Raw genomic sequence first — 20533 nt, 5'->3', positions numbered from 1 at the left:
CGCTCCCAGGCGCTGTTTGTGAGGAGGCAACGAATCGGAGGGACGAGCTCCGCGAGTCCGCAACCCAACGCCCCACACCCTTGCGGCCTCCTGGAACCCGGCCCTCCGAAGCCACGCTTCGCGAGGCACCCCCCTCTCCCGCCCTCTCTTGACGCGACCCGCCCCAACCCCTTGAACTTCGCGCATGCGTTTCCCGACCGGCCCTCTCCTTGCGGCCCTCTGCTTCCTTGCCGTTCCGGCCCTCGCCGACTGGCCCAACTGGCGCGGCCCGGGTCACAACGGCCATGCCCCTCCCGACGCCCCCGCCCTCCCCACCCTCCCCACCGATCCCGCCGTCCTCTGGCAGATCCCCGCAGGTGAAGGACTCGCCTCCCCGGTGGTGTCCGGCGGACGGGTCTTCGCCTTCGACAACCAGGGCGGCCGGGAAACCCTTCGCGCCCTCGATGCCGCCACCGGAACCGAACGCTGGCGCGCCGACATCGACGAACCCTTCTCCGATTCCCAAGGGCCCACAGGTCCCCGCAACACTCCCACCGTCGATGGCGACCGCGTTTATGCGGTCTCCTGCCGCGGCGAACTCCAATGCCGCCGGGTCTCCGACGGGTCCCTCGTCTGGCGTGCGAACTACGTGAAGGACTTCGGCGCCGAGTTCATCGGCGAACGCGGCCTCGCGCCGGGCGCCGCCCGCCACGGCAACAACGGCTCCCCGCTCATCGATGGCGAACACCTCATCGCCCCCGTCGGCGGCCGGCCCGGCGCCGGTGTCGTCTGCTTCGACAAGCACTCCGGCGCCGTCCTCTGGAAAAGCACCGACGACCAGGCCGGCTATGCCCCCGCCGTGGTCGGCACCCTGCACGACATCCCCCAGGTGGTCTGCTTCACCGCCATCGGCGTTGTCGGACTCGACCGCCGCTCCGGCCGGGAACTCTGGCGCGTTCCCGTGAGAACCTCCTACGCCCGCCACGTCACCACGCCCGTCCTCCATCGCGACCTCGTCATCGTCTCCTCCCATGAAGCCGGACTCCTCGGCATCCGCGTGTCGCGCCAGAACAACGAATGGTCCGCCGACCTCGCCTGGACCTCGAAGGACGCCGCCATGAACTTCGCCAGCCCGGTCGCCGTCGGCGATCACCTCTACGGGGTCGGTCCCGCCCGCGACCTCGTCTGCGTCGAGATGACCACCGGACGCCTCCGCTGGTCCCAACCGGGCATCCTCACCACCTCGCCCGGCAACGCCTACGCCGGGTTCATCGCCATGGAGGACCGGATCCTCGCCCTCACCGACGGGGGCGAACTCCTCCTCTTCGCCGCCAGCCCCGCCGCCTACCAGGAGCACGGCCGCGCCCAGGTCTCCTCGCTCAATTGGTGCAATCCCGCCTACTCCGCGGGCGTGGTGTACCTCCGCGACGGCCTCAGGCAGACGGGCCGCTGGAGGGCGGTCCGGGTGGCGGACTGATCGCCATGCTCGCGTCGATCCAGTCCAGGTACCGCTCGCTTCCCGCTCCGACCGGCAGCACCACGAACTCGGGGGTGTCGTAGGGATGCCGCTCCATCACCAGCCGCTCCAAAGCCGCCAGGCGGTCGCGCCGGGTCTTGAACATCACCAGCAGTTCGCCGGAGATCTCGATCCGGCCTTGCCACCAGTAGTGGGATTCCACCTGGGGCACGACATTCGCACAGGCAACCAGTCGCGCCTCCAGGGCCGCCCGGGCCAGCCCCCGCGCCACCTCCGCGTCCGGCGCGGTGACCCACACCACGCAATGATCCGCCGTTTCCTTCATGACACCTTGGACACCCCCGGGTTCCGACCAATCCACCCGCCGCCCAGCACGAGGTCGTCCTGGTAGAAAACACACGCCTGCCCCGGCGTGATGGCGCGCTGCGGCTCGGCCAGCCGCACCGTCGCCGTGCCGTCCGCCCGCGGCTCGAGGGTCGCGGCCGTCCCCGGATGGTTGTACCGGATCTTCACCGTCGCCGTGACCGTCTCCGGCGGACCCTCGAACGGGATCCAGTTGCACCGTTCCACCACGAACTCGTCCCGCTCCAACGCCCCCGCGTCGCCCACCACCACCCGGTTCCTGGCCGCATCCAGCTCGACCACATACAACGGTTGGGCTGCGGCAATGCCCAACCCCCGCCGCTGCCCGATGGTGAAAAACTCGATCCCGTCGTGCTGCCCCAGCACCCGGCCGTGCAGATCCACAATGTCCCCCCGATGCCGCTCGACCAGCCGGGCCTGTTCCAGGAACCGCCCGTAGTCGTTGTCCGGAACAAAGCAGATCTCCATGCTCTCCTCCTTCTCCGCCGTCTTGAGCGCCGAACTGCGCGCCACATCGCGCGTGTCCGACTTCGTCAGTTCGCCCAGCGGAAAAAGGGTCCGGGCCAGCTGCTCCTGGCGCAGCGAAAACAGGAAGTAGCTCTGGTCCTTGCGCGGGTCGCGCCCCTTGCGCAGCAGATGCCGCCCCCCCTCCCCGGCGCCATGCTCGACCCTCGCGTAATGCCCCGTGGCCACCCATTCCGCCCCCAACTGCCGCGCCCTCCGGATCAACGTGCCGAACTTCAGCTTCTCGTTGCACATCACGCACGGATTCGGCGTCCGCCCCGCCCGGTACTCCTCCGCGAAATACCCGATCACCTGCTGCTGGAATTCATCCGCCTCGTCCACCAGATAGAACGGAATCCCCAGCCGGTGCGCCACCGCCCGCGCATCCGTCACCGCCTGCGGCCCGCAACACTTGTCCTCCGCCCTCGATACGCAGTCCTGGGGCCACAGCTTCAACGTGATCCCAACCACTTCGTACCCCTCCTTCAACAACAGCGCCGCCGCCGCCGAGGAATCCACCCCGCCGCTCATCCCCACCACCACCCGCCTGGTTCCGTTCTTCATCACCGCCCGCCACCCTAGGTCCCCCTCCCCGGACCTGTAAAGCGACCTCACCCGCCACCGGGATGCACCGCTCCGTCGCCCCCATCGCAATTGCGTCTTGCTCCCCGACTGCCAACGATTAGCCTCCGCACACTCCTGTAGCAATCAGCCTTATCCCAAGAGGCACACCTGACCGCGCCTTGGCGTGGGCTGACGGAGGGAGCCATTCGAGTTCAAACCCAATCAACCAAGGGAGATTGCATGGAATCAGCACGATGGCCATCGGGACGGCAGTCCCTGCCCAAACCCGCCCGCCGACACATCCCATCAGCCTGCCTCGCAGTCGCGATCGTGGCCGTCGGCCATGCCATGGCCGCCGAACTGATCTACCAGGAGGGCTTCAACGACGATGGCGAGGCCGCCACCCCCAAACGCTACACCACCACGGGCAGGTTCACCTCGGAAGTCCCACATGACCCTGGGCTCGTCGCCTCCAGCGGAGATCAGGTCGGGCCGGTGTACTGGGCCCATCGGTCCGAGGTCTCCATCGTCGGGGTCTATGGCCCAACCCCCGAACGCCGCGCCCTCCTCGCCTGGGATGCCGCCATTCAGGAGGAGGACGTCTCGCCCCAGTTCTGGACCCTCTTCGATGCCACCATCCACTGGCTCCTGCGCGGCAAGGCCAGCGCCACCGTCCTCATTTCCGCCGACAGCACCTCCGCCCAGTCGCTCGCCGATCGACTCGCCACACGGGGCCACACCGTCGTCGATGACGACATCAGTATCCCCGACTCCGCGGTCGTCGCCGACCTGATCATCAAGACTCCCAATAATCTCGGGACCCCGGGCCGGTTCGCTCGTACGGGGAAGCCGCTGCTCACCTTCTCCGCCCTCGACCACGATGATCTCCTCGTCTCGACCATCGGCGCCACCGCCACCTTCGAAGCCGGAAATGGCACCGTCGTCGATGCCGCCCACCCCGCGGCCGGAGGCCTGACCGGATCCTTCCCCGTCGCTACGGGCTCCTACACCTGGCAACTTGTCGGCGACAATCTGCCCGGTGGAGCCATCACCGTCGCCACATTGTCCCGCAGCATCCCGCCGACGGCCGCCAGCCTCGCTGACGTGGATGCCATGATCGCGGGATCGAAACCCTCCGACCGTTCCGAGGAGACGGTGGACACCCTCGACTTCTCCGACGCCTCTCCCGGCGATTGGTTCTGGGATTATCCCGTCCCCGGAGGAGCCACCGGAGTCTGGGGCCTCCAGGCCCGCGGCCAGATCCAGGTCACTGCCAATGGCACCTACAGCTTTGCTCTCGGCATGGACGACGGCGCCCGGCTCCGCATCGACCGCGACGGCAACGGCTTCTCCGAGGCCGACAACGTGATCGTCGAGGACGCCGCCGGCGGGCACCGGGCCCGCTACGGAACGGTCCAGTTGAACACCGGCACCTATCCCTTCGAGGTGGTTGCCTTCAACTCGGGCGGCGGGGGTTCCCTCGAATTGTCGGTGTCCACCGAGACCGGCGCCCCCGACACCAGCCCGATCTCTTCCGGAACCTGGGAACTGCTGGGGGAAACGTCCGGCAATGTCCGCCTCCAGGGCGCCATCACGGCCGCCTCCTACGTGCCCACCGGAGACGCCGAGACGGTCACCGTCCCGCTCCTCGTCCTGCTCAACGGTCCCGAAGATTCCCCCGCCGGATCGGTGTACGGCGGCGGCGCCTTCACCGGCTACGAGGGAACCGGCTTCTTCGCCGGCGCGGCCCTCAACAAGTTCGACTCCGACGGGTCCGGCACCACCAAGACCCTCACCCTCCCGCCCGTGAATGTCGCCGGTAAGGAAAATGTCCGCGTCACCTTCGCCGCGGCCGCAACCTTCCTTGACTTCGAAACCGACGATTTCCTCGACCTCTGGATCGATCCCAACAATTCCGGGAACTTCAGCCAGCTCGTCCGCTTCACCGCCCCATCCGGGAACGACAAATACTTCGATGACCGCCTCACCAACCCCTCCAATCCCACCCAGTTGGGGCTGGCCTTCAAGGACGTCACCTACCCCATCCCCCAGGGAGCCACCGACCTGGTCATCCAAATCCGCGCCTTCACCACCTGGTTCAACGAAATCGTCGCCTTCGATGACATCCGCATCACCGCCGGGGACCAACTCCGCATCGGCTCGATTGCCCTGGCCCAGGACACGGTAACCATCACATGGACCGGCGCCGGCCGTCTCCAATCCGCCCCCGACGTCAACGGCCCCTTCTCCGACGTCGCCGGCGCCTCCAGTCCCCACGCCGTTCAGGTCTCCGCAGCCGAACGCCGCTACTATCGGCTGGTCCAGTAGATCGTCGCCGCCTCCCTCCCAACGCGCCGGACGCGTCAGCGTCCGGCGCTTTTCCATGCCGGAACCCCGCGCTGCCCGCCCGCGCACAAACCCCCCTTCCAGCCTTCAGACAGGCTCCTACCCGAAATACCCGCCGCGCCACGCCAACCACAAGCCCACCCCCACCGCCCCCAGAAGCAGGCACGCCAACCGCCACCGCCCCAGGCTTGCCTCCGCCTCCTCCCATCGCTTCGCCTGTTCGCGAAACCGATCCTCCGCCTCTTTCCGTCGCGTCGTGGCCTCCGACAACCGGCCCTCCGCCTCCCGCAAATCCGACTCCAGCCCCTCCGCCCGCGCGGTCGCCTCCCGCAACTCCCTCCGCAGATTTCCCACCAGCCCGCGTTCGGCCTCCTCGCGGACACCCACCGCCGCCGCCACATACTCCCGCACCCCAGGCGGCACCACCGCCGCGTGCCGCACCAACAATTCCTCCAGGTCCAGCAGGCGTCCCCCCGCCGGCAATCGGTCCCCCGGACATCCCGCCTCCCGCCACGCCACCTCCTCCCGACGCAGCGCCTCCATCGCCCGTGCGTCATCGCGATCCTCTTCCAGCCAGCCCTTCAGCCGCGGCCATCGTGTCACCCAGATCTCGTGCGCCACCTGAAGCCGGTTGCACGCCGGCCCCTCCCCCTCCTCGTCGCCGCCTTCCCTCCCCCTGGTCCGGTCCGAAGCCAGCGCCGGAAACCGCGTGGCCAGCAACAGCCGCGCCTCCTCCCACTCCTCCAGGACCCCCTCCAGCAGGCTCCGATCCGCGCCCAGTTGTTCCAGTTCCGACTCCAGCACCGGCCGGCACAACTCCTCCATCAACGGCTCCGGCCGGACAAAATGCACCGCCAGCAACTGCCGCAGCAGCCTCGTCCCGTCCGCGCCGAATCGCGACTCGATGCGCCGGTACTCCTCCTCTCCCCGCGTCGCCACCGCCCCCCCAAGGCTCCCCATCGCCCGGTACGCCTCCAGTGTCAGGGCCAGGCGGCCGCCCCGATCCTCCCGGCGCCGGTAGAGTTCCTCCATGCATTGCCCCAGCAAGGCCACCTCCATCCCCTCCATCCGCCAGTCCTCCAGAATCCGATCCGTCAGGCCCTCCTCCATCTCCAGGCCGACCTGGTGCGCCGGTCCCTCGATCGCCCGACGCGCATCCCGCGCGCTCAACACCCCGAGCTGCAGCAGATCCCCGGTGATCCAGCGGTTCCACTCCGTGTCCGCCGCACACGCCGCCAGGGCCGCCGTTCGCGGGACCACCAGCATCCGCACCCGGCCACCCGGCGTTCCCGCCGCCGCCGCCAGCAGTGCCATGAACCGGCGGCGCACCCCGTCGTCCCGCGTGGCCACGAACAACTCCTCGAACTGGTCGATCACCAGCAACAACCGGTCCTTCCGCAGATCGTCCAGAATCTGGTCCGCCAACACCCCCAGAATCGGCAGTCCCGCCTCCCGCAGATGCTCCCGGATCTCCCCCATGCGCCAACGCAGGTTCTCCCGCTGCAGCCCCCACAACACCCGCGCCAGCCGGTCGAGAGGATCCGGCCCGGGCGTCATGACCTCCGTTGCCCAACCCTGCGCCCGCAACTCCGGCAGAACCCCCGCCCGCACCACCGACGTCTTCCCCACCCGCGCCGGCCCCGCCAGCGTCACCACCGACGACCCGCTCAGGCGCAGCAGCACCCGCTGCACCGCATGTTCCCGCCCAAAAAACCGGTAGGCGTCCTCCTCCCGGTACCCTCGCAATCCCCGGTACGGACACGCCGCCGCGTCCAGCACCCCCGGAACGCTGTCCGGTGCTCCCCCCGTCACATCCCCCGCCTTCCGGATCGCCGCCGCCAAAGCCTGCAAGGCCGGAACGTCCCGGGCATCCCGGGGAAACGGGATCCATAGCCGCCTCTGGAAGGACATCGGCAGCCCCTGCTGCTGTTCCGCTGTCACCCCCGGCAGGATCACCGGAATCAATGTCAGCTCGTTCTCCCGCATCCCCGCCGCCATGAACGCCTGCGCCGTCTCCCCACCCCATCGCGCCGCGCTCTGCGGTCCCACCATCACCACCAGACACCGGCTCCGCCGCAGCGCCGCCGCCCGATCCCCACGCCGCAACGCCCCCGGGTCCAGTTCCCCGTAGTCCAGAAATACCCCCAGCCCGCCCGGCTCCGTCAGCCAGTTCCGCACGGATTCCACCACCGCCTGGTCCGCCCGGTCGAATGCCAGGAACGCATCGTAACCGCCGCGGGTCGGGTCAGGCATCGTCCATCCCTTCGGTTCACCAGCCGCTACAGCGCCGCATACACCCGGTGCACGTCGTCATGGTCATCCAGCGCGTTCAAAAACGATTCCACCTCACGCCGCTGGTCGTCCGTCAGGGCGGTCGACCCCTTCGCCGCATACCGCATCTCGCTCGCCGAGACCTTCCATCCGGCCGACACCAGCCACTTCGACACCGCCGCCAGCTCCTTCGGCTCGGTCAGAAACCTCGCCCCCACCCCGCCCGACTCCTCCTTCTCCTCCGCCTCCAGCGCCTCGACATTCTGCGCGCCGGATTCAATCGCGTCCGCCTCCGGATCGCGGCCCGCATCGGCATGCGTCGCCTCCACCACCCCCACATGCTCGAAGAAGAACCCCACACTCCCCGGCGTCCCCAGTGCCCCTGCCTTGAACAGGTTCCGAATCTCCGGCGCCGTCCGGTTCCGATTGTCGGTCAGGCACTCCACAATCACCGGCACCTTGTGCGGCGCAAACCCCTCGTACAGCACCGTCTCGTACTGGATCGGCTCATCCGTCAGGCCCGCCCCCTTCTTGATCGCCCGCTCGATCGTGTCCCGGTACACGCTCGCCTTCCGCGCCTTGTCCACCGCCGCCGCCAGTCGCGGATTCAAGTCCGGCTCCGGCCCCCCCAGCTTGGCCGCCACCATGATCTCCCGGGTCAGTTTGCTGACGAGCTGGCCCTTCTTCTGCGCGTTGGCTTCGCGACCCGCCTGCTTCCATTGTGCGCCCATGACAGTGGCAGCCTACCCGGCACCCCCGGAAACCGCGAAAGAGAAATAGCGAAGTGATGGCACAGCTGGCTCCATGTCGGTTGCTCCCCGTGCATCCCGGACTTGTAGGTAAAGGCGCGAACTTCGCGAAGCATGGCCTCGGAGGGCCGGGTTCCACGAGGCCGCAACGGTGTGGAGCGTTCGGTTGTGGACTCGCGCAGCTCGTCCCTCCGATTCCCTGGCTCGTTACCGACAACTTGGGGAGCACCGTCGCCCCGGAGGACCGGCAGCTTCCCCTGCGATCGGGTCCCAACTCGCACACGACCCCGCCAGGGGTCGCACCACCCATCCGTGAGGGCCGAGCTGACCCGACGCTCCCTCCTCCCGCCACGCCACCGCCCAACCGCTCGCCCAAACCACCCCTCGCACGACTCGTACTCAGCCCGAAGGGCGGTACTCGAACCTGCCTTCAAACCCGCAGGCACACCTTCTTCGAGCGTCGCCTCGTGGCGGGTGTGATGGGCTTGATATTTCTCGAAGCTCCAATTCAGCGTGGGAACTGGGGTGGGCGATTAAGATTAAGATTAAGATTAGGATTAAGACTACGAGTACGAGGGGATCGCCTTGCGGGAATGCGATCAGTCCACGTCGCTCTCGGACAGGATCCGCCGGTACACCGCCCGGGCATGGTCGTACGCCGACCGCGCATCCGCCATTTCGGCCGCCGCAATGAACCGCTCCTTCTGGCTCCAGCACTGGTCCACGCCCTTCAAACACCACTCCGCACTCCGTCGCGATGCCCGCACCGGCCGGTCGCCCACGTTCACCCAGATCGGGTTGGTATGGGAACTGGGCAGGATGCGCAACGCCACCCAGCTGCTCCGCTCGATCGCCACCTCCCAGCGCATCTCCCGCAACGTGCCGTCCGCCTCCAGCATCTGCTTCGCCACCGGCTGCCCGTTGACCACCACCTCCACCGGTACGGAACGGCTCTCCCCCACCCGCGCCCGCTCCAGGTGCCAGTACGGCTGCTCGGTGTACTTCCGGCCACGAATCACGTTGTCAGGCGTTTCGTTCAGTCTCGCCGCCACCCGCGCCGTCACCGTCACGTTGCCGGGCGCCCCCAACCGCACCTCGCTCGCCCCCACCCCGATCGCCACCCCGTCGATGGCGAAGTCCAGCAGATGACTCCGCCCGTCCCCGACATAACTCCGTCCGTTCCGGATCCCCTCGCACCACGCATCGTAGTCGAGCGGCCCGTCGAGCTTCACATAGCTCCGCCCAAGGCCGACCCGCTCGCCGTAGATGCACGGGAAATCCGTCTCCCCGCTGATCCTCGTCCGGAACCCGCAGTTCAACGTGTGATACCAGATGTTCAATTCCCACACGTACGGCGTGTCCACCGTGCTGATGAAGTCCACCGCCGGCACCAGTCTGCCGTCCGGACCCGGCACTTCGTGGGTCACATTCACAATGTGCTCGTTGGCGCCAATGCCATCAAACGGCGGCACCACGTAGTTCGGCAGGGCCTCCGTGTCCACCTGCAGGCCCCAGCCCGAATGCGCCGGCCCGCACACCGCCCCCTGCCGCTTCGCCCACTTCAACGTGTTCAACCCCAACGTCGGCCAGTGATGCTTCGAGTCCCCTCCCTCCGGCATCTGCTCCTGCAGGCGCAACAGGCACAGATGTCCCGACTGGTGGGATCCGAACCCGCTCACCTCCACGTCGTAGCGCAGCAGATACGGATACCGCGACACCTTGTCGATGGTCCCCGTGAAAAACTGCTTCTGATAGTCGAAGCACGGTCCCCACGTCAGGTTCGCCCCGATCTTCAGATCCTCCCCCACGCAGTGCCTCAGCATGTCGATCGCATGCACCCCCTCCGTCGGCCGGCTGTAATGCGCGCATCCCGCCGCGTGAATGTGATGGTCCCCCGACCACCAGCCGTCCGCCGCCGGATCAATCCACCGCTCCATCTGGAACCGCACGGTCTTCGCCTCGCGCCCCACTTCCAGAATCTCCCGCCGCGTCAACGATTCCGGACCCCGCGACACCTCGACGCGGTACCGCCCGGGGGGCAGTCGCAGACTCTCACCGTGCTCCCGATAAACCTGCTGCTGAAAAAAGAAGTCCGGCGCCAGCCGCTTCGCCTGCGACGGATAAATCCGACCCTGCTCGTCCCGGACGAGAAATGCCGCCGTCGTCGGCTGTCCCCGGTCGTCCAGCACCTCGAGCGTCACCTCGGTCGCCGGACGACACTCGAACAGCAGATCCACCTCGCTCCGGAATCCCAGATCCTGCGTCCCCTGCCCCACATGGAACCCCACCCGCGCGTCCCGCCTCCCTGCATCCCGGCTGTACAGATGGATCAGCCGGTACTCGATCTCCAGCCCGCTCAACCGCGGCGCCATCGGCGGCCGCTCGTACAACTCGATCTCCAGCCATCGGTCCAGCACCTCCTCGGCCGGCGAGTCGTGCAGCCGGCGCGCATTCGGACTCTCCGCCCGCAACCGCGCCGTTGTCCCCGCCTCGTTGTGAACCTTCACCAGAAAGACCCGCCAGCCCCCCTCGTCCAGTTCCGGCCGCGCCGGTCCCGCCGCCACCTTCACCCGCATCTCGGGGTTGATGTGGACGCCGTACAGGGACCAGCCGTCCAGAAGCTCCTGCAACCGCGCGATCCCCTCGCGTCCGGGACGTCGCAAGGCCGCCTCCACGGCTTGCCGCTCCGCGGCCGGCGGCGGCGCCCCCACCGCCTCCATCGATTCCAGCACCCGCCGCACCTGGGCGGCGAACGGCTGAAACTCAACGTCCCGCACCATCGGCCACTCGGCCGCCCCTGCGTTCCGAACCAGGGCCGTGGCCCCGGCAAGGGCCAACCCAAGGATCCTCAGCGTCCGTTGCATGATGTCGCTTCAAGTCTCGTGGTTCAGGAATCGTCCCCCGACCTTCGGCACCGTCCCCGATCAAAGCCCAAACGCCCGTTCCATCTGCTGGCGCACCAGCGTCAACCGCTCGAGCCCGCCCCCGCCCACCTCGGCCGTCGCCCAGCCCGCAAATCCAATGTCGTCCAGCGCCCGGCGCACCTGGTCCCAGGGCAGATCGTCCCCTTCCCCCGTGATGTCCACGAACTTGTCCTGCGCCCGGCTGAACCCCTTCACATCCAGCTTCACGCAGCGGTGGGCAAACCCACGGATCCACTCGCCCGGCTGCCCGTACTTCCAGTGGTTCCCGATGTCGTAATACATCCCCACCCACGGGCTCCGGAAACTGTCCACAAACCGGATGAACCGTTCCGGCCCCTGGTCCGGCGGCGCGTCGTGGTCGTACATCATCTGGTTCCACACATTCTCGATCAGGATCGGCTGCCCCAGCGCGGCCGCCAGCGGGATCAACTTCCGGATCTCCTGCCGGCACCGCTCCTCCACCACCTCCGCCGGACCGTCCCCGCCCCGCCCCACCACAATCAGCACCCCGCTGCCCCCCGCCGCATGCGACACCCGCAGGCAATGCTCGATGTTCGCCCGGCCCCGGTCCCGCTCCTCCTCGCTCGCACTCGTCAGCCGCTGGCTCCAATGCGCGTGGTTGATCGCGTTGTGCACAAACACCCCCGACTGCCGCACCGCCTCCCGCGCCTGCTCCGCCGTGAATTCCCCGGCCTGGTCCAGATCCACGCCGTCCAATCCCGCCGCCGCCGCCATCCGCAACCGCTCCGTCAACGTCAGCGCCCGCCCCCCCTGCTCCTTGGTGATCATCCCCAGCTTGCACGACAGCAGAATCCGCCGGTCCGTCCGCGGACGCACCACCGCATTGGCCGCCGCCGGGGTGCTGTGCGCCTGCGCCGCCGCCCCCCCGGCCAGCAACGCGGCACTGGCAGCCCCGGTGGCCAGAAATTGACGACGATTCGAAACGGCGGTGGATGCGTTCATGGGAGCATTCAAGTGGACATGGATGGCGCGCCGCACCGTGCGTCGTGCCTGTGGTGAGCCGCTTGGTTACTGCCCCCGCCGCACGAAGTCAACGGAAGCCGTCCCCCGAACGGCCGCGGGAGCGCATCCCGGAGTTGTGGGTGAGGAGGCGACGAATCGGAGGGACGAGCTCCGCGAGTCCTCGTCCCATCGCTCCACTCCCTTGCGGCCTCGTGGAACCCGGCCCTCCGAAGCGCCGTTTGGCGAAGTTCGCACCGCTCCCCATAACTCCGGGATGCACTGCTTCAACCGCTTCGCCCCGCCCGCGGCTTGTCCTACCCCGCTCCCTTCTGCTTCGCTGTCCCATCGCGTCCGTCCTGCCATGAACATCCAACTCGCCTACGGCCAGGGCCACCTCGAAGTGGACCTCCCCGGGGACCGCACCACGGTCATCGAACCGTCCCATCGCCCCGGCCTCCCCGACGAAAAGGCCGCCGTCGAGGCCGCCCTTCGCGCACCCATCGCCTCCGCCCCGCTCCGCCAACGCCTCAAACCGTCCGACCGCGTCTGCATCCTCTTCACCGACATCACCCGCGCCACCCCCAACGACCGCCTCATCCCCTGGCTCCTCGATCACCTCGCGGATCATCCCCCGGAAAACATCGTCCTGCTCAACCAGACCGGCACCCACCGCCCCAATTCCTCCGACGAACTCGCCCGCATGCTCACCCCCGAAGTGCTCCGCCGCTATCGGGTGTTGAACCACGAATGCGAACGCGACGAGGACCTCGTCCCCCTCGGGGTCACCCATGACGGCACCCCGGCCCTGCTCAACCGCCACGCCGTCGAGGCCGACCTGCGCATCGTCACCGGCTTCATCGAACCCCACTTCTTCGCCGGCTTCAGCGGCGGACCCAAGGGCCTCATGCCGGGCGTGGCCGGCCTCCATACCGTGATGAGCAACCACGGTTACCGGAACATCGGCGATCCCCGCGCCACCTTCGGCGTCACCGAGGGCAACCCCCTCTGGGAGGAACTCCGCACCATCGCCCTTCGCACCGGCCCCTCCTTCCTCCTCAACGTCACCCTCAACGACCACCGCCAGATCACCGGCGTCTTCGCCGGCGACCTCATCGAGGCCCACCGCCAAGGCATCGCCCTCGTCCGCACCTCCGCCATGCAGCGCGTCAAGGCGCCCTTCGAGGTGGTGGTCACCACCAACTCCGGTTACCCCCTCGACCTCAACCTCTACCAGGGCGTCAAAGGCATGAGCGCCGGCGCCCGCATCCTCACCGAAGGCGGCCTCCTCATCCTCGCCTGCGAATGCCGCGAAGGCGTCCCCGCCGCCAGTCCCCTCGACCACCTCCTCCGCAGCGGCCAATCCCCGGAGGCCATCCTCGCCCTCCTCGCCAGCCCGGGCTTCGTCCGGCCCGAACAATGGCAGGCCCAGATCCAGGCCCTCATCCAGCGCCGCGCCCGCGTCCTCATCCATTCCTCCCTCCCCGACGACGTCGTCCGCGCCTGCCACCTCGAGCCCTGCCCCGACATCGGCGCCGCCGTCCGCACCGAGCTGGAACGGCTCGGTCCCCAAGCCCGTGTCGCCGTCCTCCCTCTCGGTCCCCTCACCATCCCCTACCTCGCATGAAACACCGCACCCCCTCGCACTCCCGCTTCCACTCCGCCCTTCCCCGGCGTTCGCCGTTCGCAGGCGCCGCCGCCGCCGGAACCCTCCTCGCCGTTCCACTCGCCGTCTCCGCCCAAAACCAGTCGCTCTCCTTCACCGGCGGTGTCCTCCTCAATACCCAGGTCCACTTCCGCCACCTCGGCTCCCACGTCTCGGCCTCCCAGCCAGGCCCAGACTCCGGTTCCGCTGTCAACCGGACCTACGACGACGGCTACAACCGCGTGGATGCCGCCGGCAACGAGGACGGCACCACCGCCCACTGGGGATATCGCAACTCCGCCCAGATCCGTCCCGACGGCATGGCCTTCCACGCCGCCACCGATCCCGCCACCGTGAGTGCCAGCAACGTCGGCGATTTCATCTCCCCCTCCGCCAACCTCGAATACCGCGGCAGCCTGGGCCCCGTCGGAACCGCCGACTGGGGCGTCCTCCTCGGCTTCGGCTACCACAGCGTCGGCGGCACCTTCCGCACCGCCGTGTCCACCCCGGTCACCATCCTCCAGGACCTCTACTCCTTCGCCGACACCGATCCCGCAAGCCTCCCTCCTCCGCCCTACTCGGGTCTCGCAGACAGCCCCGGCCCGCGCCTTGGCTCCGTGCCGGCCCGCTCCACCCGCCTCGATCCCGCCGGCCGCTTCCTCGAAGGCACCTGGGAACTCGAAACCGATCTCTTCCCCATAACCGGTGGCGTGTACCTCGAAGCCCAGCTCGCCGGCCGCCTCAACGGCGTCGCCTCAGCCGGCATGCTTGCCCTCCTCGTCAGCGGCAACCACCGCTACTCCGAACGCAGCACCGTCGATCCCCTGCCCCCGGTCACCGCCGGGGCGCGCCATAGCTTCAGCGACTTCCTCATCGGTGGCTTCGTGCAGCTGGGCCTCGACTGGGCCCTCTGGGAACGCGCGAGCCTCGTCGCCTCGGCCCGCTGGCAGCCCGCCCAGAAATTCCATCACCGCGCCAACGGCCGGGAAGCGGAAATCGACTTCACCACCTCCTTCGCCGTCCACGCCGGTTTCTCCATGCGCTTCTGACGCCATCCAGCGCGCGCCCGCCGTAATCTCCCGGCCCGACCGGCCTGCCCCCCCAAACGCATGAATCCCCGTTCCCCCGTCGCCCCAGGCGCCTGCCTCGCCGGCCTGGCCATCCTCCTCGCCCCCCACGGACTCCGCCTCCCGGCCGCCGATCATCCCCAGTTCGGTCACGCCTGGACCCGCAACATGGTCTCCGCCGAACGCCCCCTCCCCGACCGCTTCGATCCCGGGACCGGCCTGAACCATGTCTGGTCCGTGCCCCTCGGCACCGAATCCCATTCCACCCCGGTCATCGCCCATGGCCGCATCCTGATCGGTACCAACAACGGCCAACCCCGCGACCCGAATCACCACGGCGACCGCGGGGTCCTGATGTGCCTCGACGAACTCGACGGCCGTCTCCTCTGGCAACTGGTCGTCCCCAAGCGCATCGAGGATGCCTACTTCGACTGGCCCAACAGCGGCATCTCCTCGACCGCCACCCTCGAAGGCGACCGCGCCTATGTCGTTGACAACCGCGGCGTCGTCCTCTGCCTCGACCTGAACGGCCTCGCCAACGGCAATGACGGCCCGTTCCTCAACGAGGCCATCTACTTCGCCCCCCAGCCCACCAACACCCTCGCCCGCGGCGCCCCGGCGGCATTCGCCCCGGACGGTTCCCTCCTCCCCGACGCCCCCGCCCCCAACCGCATCACCCCCGGTCCCCTCGATGCCGACATCCTCTGGATGTTCGACCTCACCAGCGGCGCCGGCATCTGGTCCCACGACGCCGCCCACAGCTCCATCCTCATCCGCGGCGACCACCTCTACCTCAACACCGGCACCGGCGTGGACAACACCCATCGCCACCTGCGCCGCCCCGACGCCCCCAGCCTCGTCGTCCTCGACAAGCGCACCGGACGTTACCTCGCCCGTGACGACGAGGGCATCGGCGCGGCCATCTATCACTCGACCTGGGCCCCGCCCTCCATGGCCACCGTCGCCGGCCAGGACCTCATCCTCTTCGCCGCCGGCAACGGCGTGATCTACGCCTTCGATCCGCTCCCCGTCTCCCCGGACCCGCGGCACCCTCGAACCACCCACCCCGGCAATCCCTGGCGGCTCGCCCACCGCTGGCACATCGACTTCGATCCCGAAGCGCCCAAATCCGATGTCCACCGCTTCCATCTCAACCGCCGGGAAGGACCCAGCAACTTCTACGGCGCCCCCGTGGTCGTGCAAAACCGCCTCTACATCGCCGGCGGCGGCGACCTGTGGTGGGGCAAAAACCAGGCCTGGCTCAAGGCCTACGACCTCGACGGACCCGAACCCCGGCTCCGCTGGTCCCATCCCCTCGTCCGCCATACCTTCTCCACCCCGGCGGTCCACGATGGCATCGTGTACGTCACCGACTGCGCCCAAAACCTTCACGCCGTCGATGCCGGTTCGGGACAGAACCTCTGGACCTGCCCGCTCCAGGGCGAAACCTGGGCCTCCCCGCTCGTCGCCGACGGGCGCGTTCATGTCGGCACCCGGCGCGGCTGGTTTCATGTCCTCGCCGCCGGCCGCACCCTCCAGCCCGTCTTCGAACACCGGTTCGACACCGGCATCAGCGCCACCGCCGTGGCCGCCAATCGACGCCTCTACGTGACCACCATGACCCACCTCCACGCCTTCGCCCTGACACCCTGACACCCGTTCCATCGCGCTTCGCCACACGTCCTTCACGCGCCCCTCACGCCCCACACGTCCGCCGTCCGCCGGCTCGCATGGACCTTCTCATCGGCACCGATGCCGACCTGCCCCTCCTCGTCGCCGAACTCCACCGCGCCGTCCCGTCCCTCCGTCTCGAACGCCTCCCCGGCTCCTATCCCATTCCTGACCCCGCCCCATCCGCCCCCGACACCCCGCCCGCCGCCCGGCCCCGCCGCCTCTCCTCAGCGCCGCCACCTCCCGCGTCCCCGCACCTCTCCATCCTCCGTCTCGAAGGCCTCCCTGCCCCGCACCAACCCCTCCCGCTCCTCGTCTTTGCCCGCCAATGGCTCCCCGACGCATGTCCCCACTCAGCCGCCTCCATCCGTGACTGGAGCGATCTCCTGTTCGAAGCCGTCTCCCAGCGCCTCCACGACAACCCGCCCTGGCGCCTTCACCTCGTTCCCCGTTATGGCGACAGTCCGGCTGCCGGCCATCAACGCTGCCGCCTGATCCGCCAGGCCCTCGTCGATCGGCTCCAACGTCACCGCCGCCATCTCCTCCGTCGCCTCACCCAATCCACAGCCCCATTCACACCGGACGATGCCCTGGTCCAGCTCCTCCTCACCTCCCCCGGGGACGGCTACCTTTCCGTCGCCCCGCCTCCCATCCCCGCCGTCCAGCGGGCCCGTCTCTCCCCGTTTCCGCTCGGCGACGTGCCCGTTGCCTCCGACAAATCCGCCCCCTGCCGCGCCTTCGCCAAACTCCTCGAAGCCGAAGCCCGCCTTGGCCACGCCATCCAACCCGGTGACCGCTGCGTCGATCTGGGCGCCTCCCCGGGAAGCTGGTCGCACGTTGCCCTCACCCGCGGCGCGCACGTGACCGCCATCGACCGCTCGCCGCTCCGCCCCGACCTCATGCGCCATCCGCGGCTCGCCTTTCGCACTGGCGACGCCTTCGCCTTCACGCCCGACCGCCCCGTGGACTGGCTGCTCTGCGATGTCATTGCCCCCCCCGAACGCACCCTCGATCTCCTCCGCCAGTGGCTCGACCGCGGCGCCTGCCGGAACTTCATCGTCACCCTCAAGTTCAAGGGCACCGCCGGCTATCCCGCCCTCGACCGCGTGAAATCCTGGCTGCCACCCCTCGCCGATCCCTTCGTCCTCACCCGCCTCTGCGCCAATCGGAACGAAGTCTGCGCCGCCGGCGTCCGCCCCGATCCAGCCGGAACTCCGAACCTGCCCCGGCCGCCTCGCTGACCCCAACCGTTCGGTGTCCACGCCTTCAGCGAGCACGAGGACGCGTACGAGGCTTGCTGCAAGAAACCCGGAGGGTTTCCAGAGATTAGCCGGGGGTCGAACCCGGCTCCGCGGGTTCGACCCCCCGGGCAGAAGTCCCACCCCGCTCACGACCCCGCCAGGGGTCGCAGAACCCATCCCTCTGGGGCCAGCAGCCTCGACGGTCCCGCTTCACGCCGCTCGCCCACCCGAAGACGTGTTCAGCTCACCCCCCGAAGGGCCCATCCGGCAGACCAACGTTCCTGCAACCCGCCCAAGCCATCCCCCTCCTCGGAACTCGTCCTCGAACCCCGGGAACCCAACCAAAACGCAGCAGCACCATCGAAATCCACCCCCATCGATCACGAGTACGATAAGCCAGAACGCCCAACCCGGACCCAACGCGCAACATCCCCCCCAACGCCTCGCCACCCCCCAATCGTTCGGTGTCCACGCTTCAGCGTGTCCCCCCCGGCACCCAAAACCACCCTCCCCCTTCCCCATCCCACCGTACTCGAACCCGCAGACACACCGCATCGAGCATCGCCTCAAGGCTGGCCCGATGGGTTCGATCTTGATGTTGATCGGACCTCCCATTTCGCATGCGAACTAGTCGGGGCGATTTCGCTCACGAAGACGCGTACGAGGCTTGCTGCAAGAAACCCGGAGGGTTTCCAGAGATTAGCCGGGGGTCGAACCCGGCTCCGCGGGTTCGACCCCCGGGCAGAAGTCCCACCCCGCTCACGACCCCGCCAAGGGTCGCAGAACCCATCCCTCCGGGGCCAGCAGGCTCGACGGTCCCGCTTCACGCCGCTCGCCCACCCGAAGACGTGTTCAGCTCACCCCCCCCGAAGGGCCTATCCGGCAGACCAACGTTCCTGCAACCCGCCCAAGCCATCCCCCTCCTCGGGACTCGTCCTCGAACCCCGGGAACCCAACCAAAACGCAGCAGCACCATCGAAATCCACCCCCGTCGATCACGAGTACGATAAGCCAGAACGCCCAACCCGGACCCAACGCGCAACATCCCCCCCAACGCCTCGCCGCCCCCCAATCGTTCGGTGTCCACGCTTCAGCGTGTCCCCCCCACCCAAATCCACCCTCCACCTTCACCCCGGACTCCCCTCATCCTCCAGCAGCTCATACGGCCTGTCCTCGACCCTCGCCTGTCGGGGGCGCCGCGCCTCACCTGAACCCGAACCCACCCGATACTCCACAGGTTCCTCCCGCAACGGCGTTCCGTCATCCAACGGACTCAGAACCGCCAGTCCAGGACGGTTCATCACGTGGGTATAGATCTGCGTCGTCTCCACGCTCTGATGCCCCAACAGCTCCTGCACACTCCGCAGATCCGTCCCCCGCTCCAGCAGGTGCGTCGCGAAACTGTGCCGCAACGTATGGCACCCCACCGGCTTCGAAATCTGCGCCATCCGTGCCGACGCCTTCACCGCCCGCTGCACCGCCGTCTCGTGCGCATGATGCCGCCGCTCGATCCCCGACCTCGGATCCACCGAAAGCCGCTTTCCCGGGAAAACCCACATCCACGACCACTCCTTCCCCGCCTCCGGATACTTCCGCTCCAGGGCATCCGGCATCCACACCCCTGGCAATCCCGACGCCCGATCCGACTCCCAAAGAATTCGCACCCGCTCCAGATGCTGCACCCATCCACCCCGCACCGCCTCCGGCAGCATCACCGTCCGGTCCTTGTCCCCCTTCCCCTCCCGGATCGTGATCATGCCCCGCTCGAAATCGACATCCTTCACCCGCAACCGCAGGCACTCCATCAACCGCATCCCCGTCCCGTACAACACCCGCGCAATCAACCCCAGCGTCCCCTCCATCCCATTCAACAGCCGGTGAACCTCCTCCCGGCTCAGCACCACCGGCAACCGCCCCGCACGACGCGCCCGCAGCACATCCTGCAGATCCCCCAGCGGTCGTTCCAGGACGACCCCGTACAGAAACAGCAGCGCGCTGAACGCCTGGTTCTGCGTGCTCGCCGACACATTCCGTGCCACCGCCAGATACTCCAGAAACTCCCGCACCTCCGCCTCCCCCAGCGCCCCCGGCTCCATGCCCCCGTGAAACCGCAGAAACCGCTCGATCCAGTCCTGATACGTCTGCTCCGTCCGGATCGAATAGTGCCGGAGACGGATCACCCCCACGAAACGCTCCTTCCATCCCGCCCCGCCCCGCCCCCCTGCCCTCCCATTCGCGTGCGGAACCCGCTCCACCGCCTCCTCCCGCACGACACCAGGCTCCGACTCCGGCCCCCGCCCGCCCAGCCCTTCCCCTGCCGCCTGCACCCTCACGCGGAATGCCGGACGTCTCCACCCCTGCTCGTCCGGCCGGAAGTGCCAGTTCTCGATTCCCCGCCCAAAAACCTCCAGAGCCTGCCGCACCTGATCCAACTGCCACGCGCTGGGCGCCGGCTCCCGCAGACGCTCATCCGCCAGAAACTCCTCCGCCAGCACCCCCACCGGACCCTCCCTTTGGTGCTTCCGAACGAACCCCAGGAACCGCTGCACGTGAACGCTCCACCAATGCAGCCGCTCCGGCGAAAGCGGCACACGCTGAACCCCCCACAATCGCTGCAACCACGCCGGATCCTCGTACCCCCTCCGACCCTCACCCCCACCCTTTCCCCCATCCCGTCCTTCATTCGATCGTTCCTCCATGAATCACCCTTTTTGCAGCCTATCTACCCAACCCAATCCATCGTTGACAACCACAAACCCTTTCTACCAACCT

General features: G+C 68.3%; 13 protein-coding genes. 6 read left to right on the top strand and 7 right to left on the bottom strand.

Going from position 1 to position 20533, the window contains the following annotated elements; genetic code table 11:
- The first annotated feature begins 184 nt into the window (after positions 1 to 184).
- Positions 185 to 1456, top strand: coding sequence for a PQQ-binding-like beta-propeller repeat protein (locus KF833_11755; GenBank protein ID MBX3745972.1), 1272 nt, complete (start codon positions 185 to 187; stop codon positions 1454 to 1456).
- On the opposite strand, the gene KF833_11750 is transcribed toward KF833_11755, so the two are convergent.
- Both KF833_11750 and mnmA read right to left on the bottom strand, forming a co-directional pair.
- Entirely contained in the window at positions 1413 to 1781 is a 369-nt protein-coding gene (locus tag KF833_11750) for a divalent-cation tolerance protein CutA (protein ID MBX3745971.1), read from the bottom strand. The genes KF833_11755 and KF833_11750 overlap by 44 nt on opposite strands.
- Positions 1778 to 2887 carry a tRNA 2-thiouridine(34) synthase MnmA gene (gene mnmA, locus KF833_11745; protein ID MBX3745970.1) on the bottom strand — a complete coding sequence of 370 codons (1110 nt, stop codon included), beginning with the start codon at positions 2885 to 2887 and terminating at the stop codon, positions 1778 to 1780. The genes KF833_11750 and mnmA overlap by 4 nt, the downstream gene beginning before the upstream one ends.
- Before the next feature lie 240 nt (positions 2888 to 3127).
- Between mnmA and KF833_11740 the strand changes: the two genes are divergently transcribed.
- Positions 3128 to 5215 carry a hypothetical protein gene (locus tag KF833_11740; GenBank protein ID MBX3745969.1) on the top strand — a complete coding sequence of 696 codons (2088 nt, stop codon included), beginning with the start codon at positions 3128 to 3130 and terminating at the stop codon, positions 5213 to 5215.
- A 117-nt stretch (positions 5216 to 5332) separates the two neighbouring features.
- On the opposite strand, the gene KF833_11735 is transcribed toward KF833_11740, so the two are convergent.
- The 4 genes from KF833_11735 to KF833_11720 all read right to left on the bottom strand — a co-directional run bounded on the left by KF833_11735 (position 5333) and on the right by KF833_11720 (position 12140).
- Positions 5333 to 7486 carry a TIR domain-containing protein gene (locus KF833_11735; GenBank protein MBX3745968.1) on the bottom strand — a complete coding sequence of 718 codons (2154 nt, stop codon included), beginning with the start codon at positions 7484 to 7486 and terminating at the stop codon, positions 5333 to 5335.
- Positions 7487 to 7512: 26 nt separating this feature from the next.
- Positions 7513 to 8235: a YebC/PmpR family DNA-binding transcriptional regulator gene (locus KF833_11730; GenBank protein ID MBX3745967.1), complete on the bottom strand. Its 723-nt coding sequence runs from the start codon at positions 8233 to 8235 to the stop codon at positions 7513 to 7515.
- Between the two features lie 617 nt (positions 8236 to 8852).
- Positions 8853 to 11117: a CehA/McbA family metallohydrolase gene (locus KF833_11725; protein ID MBX3745966.1), complete on the bottom strand. Its 2265-nt coding sequence runs from the start codon at positions 11115 to 11117 to the stop codon at positions 8853 to 8855.
- Positions 11118 to 11177: 60 nt separating this feature from the next.
- Positions 11178 to 12140 carry a sugar phosphate isomerase/epimerase gene (locus tag KF833_11720; protein ID MBX3745965.1) on the bottom strand — a complete coding sequence of 321 codons (963 nt, stop codon included), beginning with the start codon at positions 12138 to 12140 and terminating at the stop codon, positions 11178 to 11180.
- Between the two features lie 361 nt (positions 12141 to 12501).
- Between KF833_11720 and larA the strand changes: the two genes are divergently transcribed.
- The 4 genes from larA to KF833_11700 all read left to right on the top strand — a co-directional run bounded on the left by larA (position 12502) and on the right by KF833_11700 (position 17761).
- On the top strand, positions 12502 to 13764 hold the full coding sequence (gene larA, locus KF833_11715) for a nickel-dependent lactate racemase (protein ID MBX3745964.1): 1263 nt from the start codon (positions 12502 to 12504) through the stop codon (positions 13762 to 13764).
- Entirely contained in the window at positions 13761 to 14831 is a 1071-nt protein-coding gene (locus tag KF833_11710) for a hypothetical protein (protein MBX3745963.1), read from the top strand. Before larA ends, KF833_11710 begins: the two co-directional genes overlap by 4 nt.
- Positions 14832 to 14891: 60 nt before the next feature.
- On the top strand, positions 14892 to 16502 hold the full coding sequence (locus tag KF833_11705; protein ID MBX3745962.1) for a PQQ-binding-like beta-propeller repeat protein: 1611 nt from the start codon (positions 14892 to 14894) through the stop codon (positions 16500 to 16502).
- A gap of 77 nt (positions 16503 to 16579) precedes the next feature.
- Positions 16580 to 17761, top strand: coding sequence for a hypothetical protein (locus KF833_11700; protein MBX3745961.1), 1182 nt, complete (start codon positions 16580 to 16582; stop codon positions 17759 to 17761).
- A gap of 1127 nt (positions 17762 to 18888) precedes the next feature.
- Here the strand turns inward: KF833_11700 and KF833_11695 are convergent.
- A complete protein-coding gene (locus KF833_11695; protein ID MBX3745960.1) occupies positions 18889 to 20460 on the bottom strand; it encodes an integron integrase in 1572 nt (523 codons plus the stop codon).
- Positions 20461 to 20533 lie beyond the last annotated feature (73 nt).

Source organism: Verrucomicrobiia bacterium (genome assembly GCA_019634625.1).
Lineage (GTDB): Bacteria > Verrucomicrobiota > Verrucomicrobiia > Limisphaerales > CAIMTB01 > CAIMTB01.
Note: the sequence above shows the minus strand (reverse complement) of the source record. Positions and strands in the feature narration are given on the sequence as shown.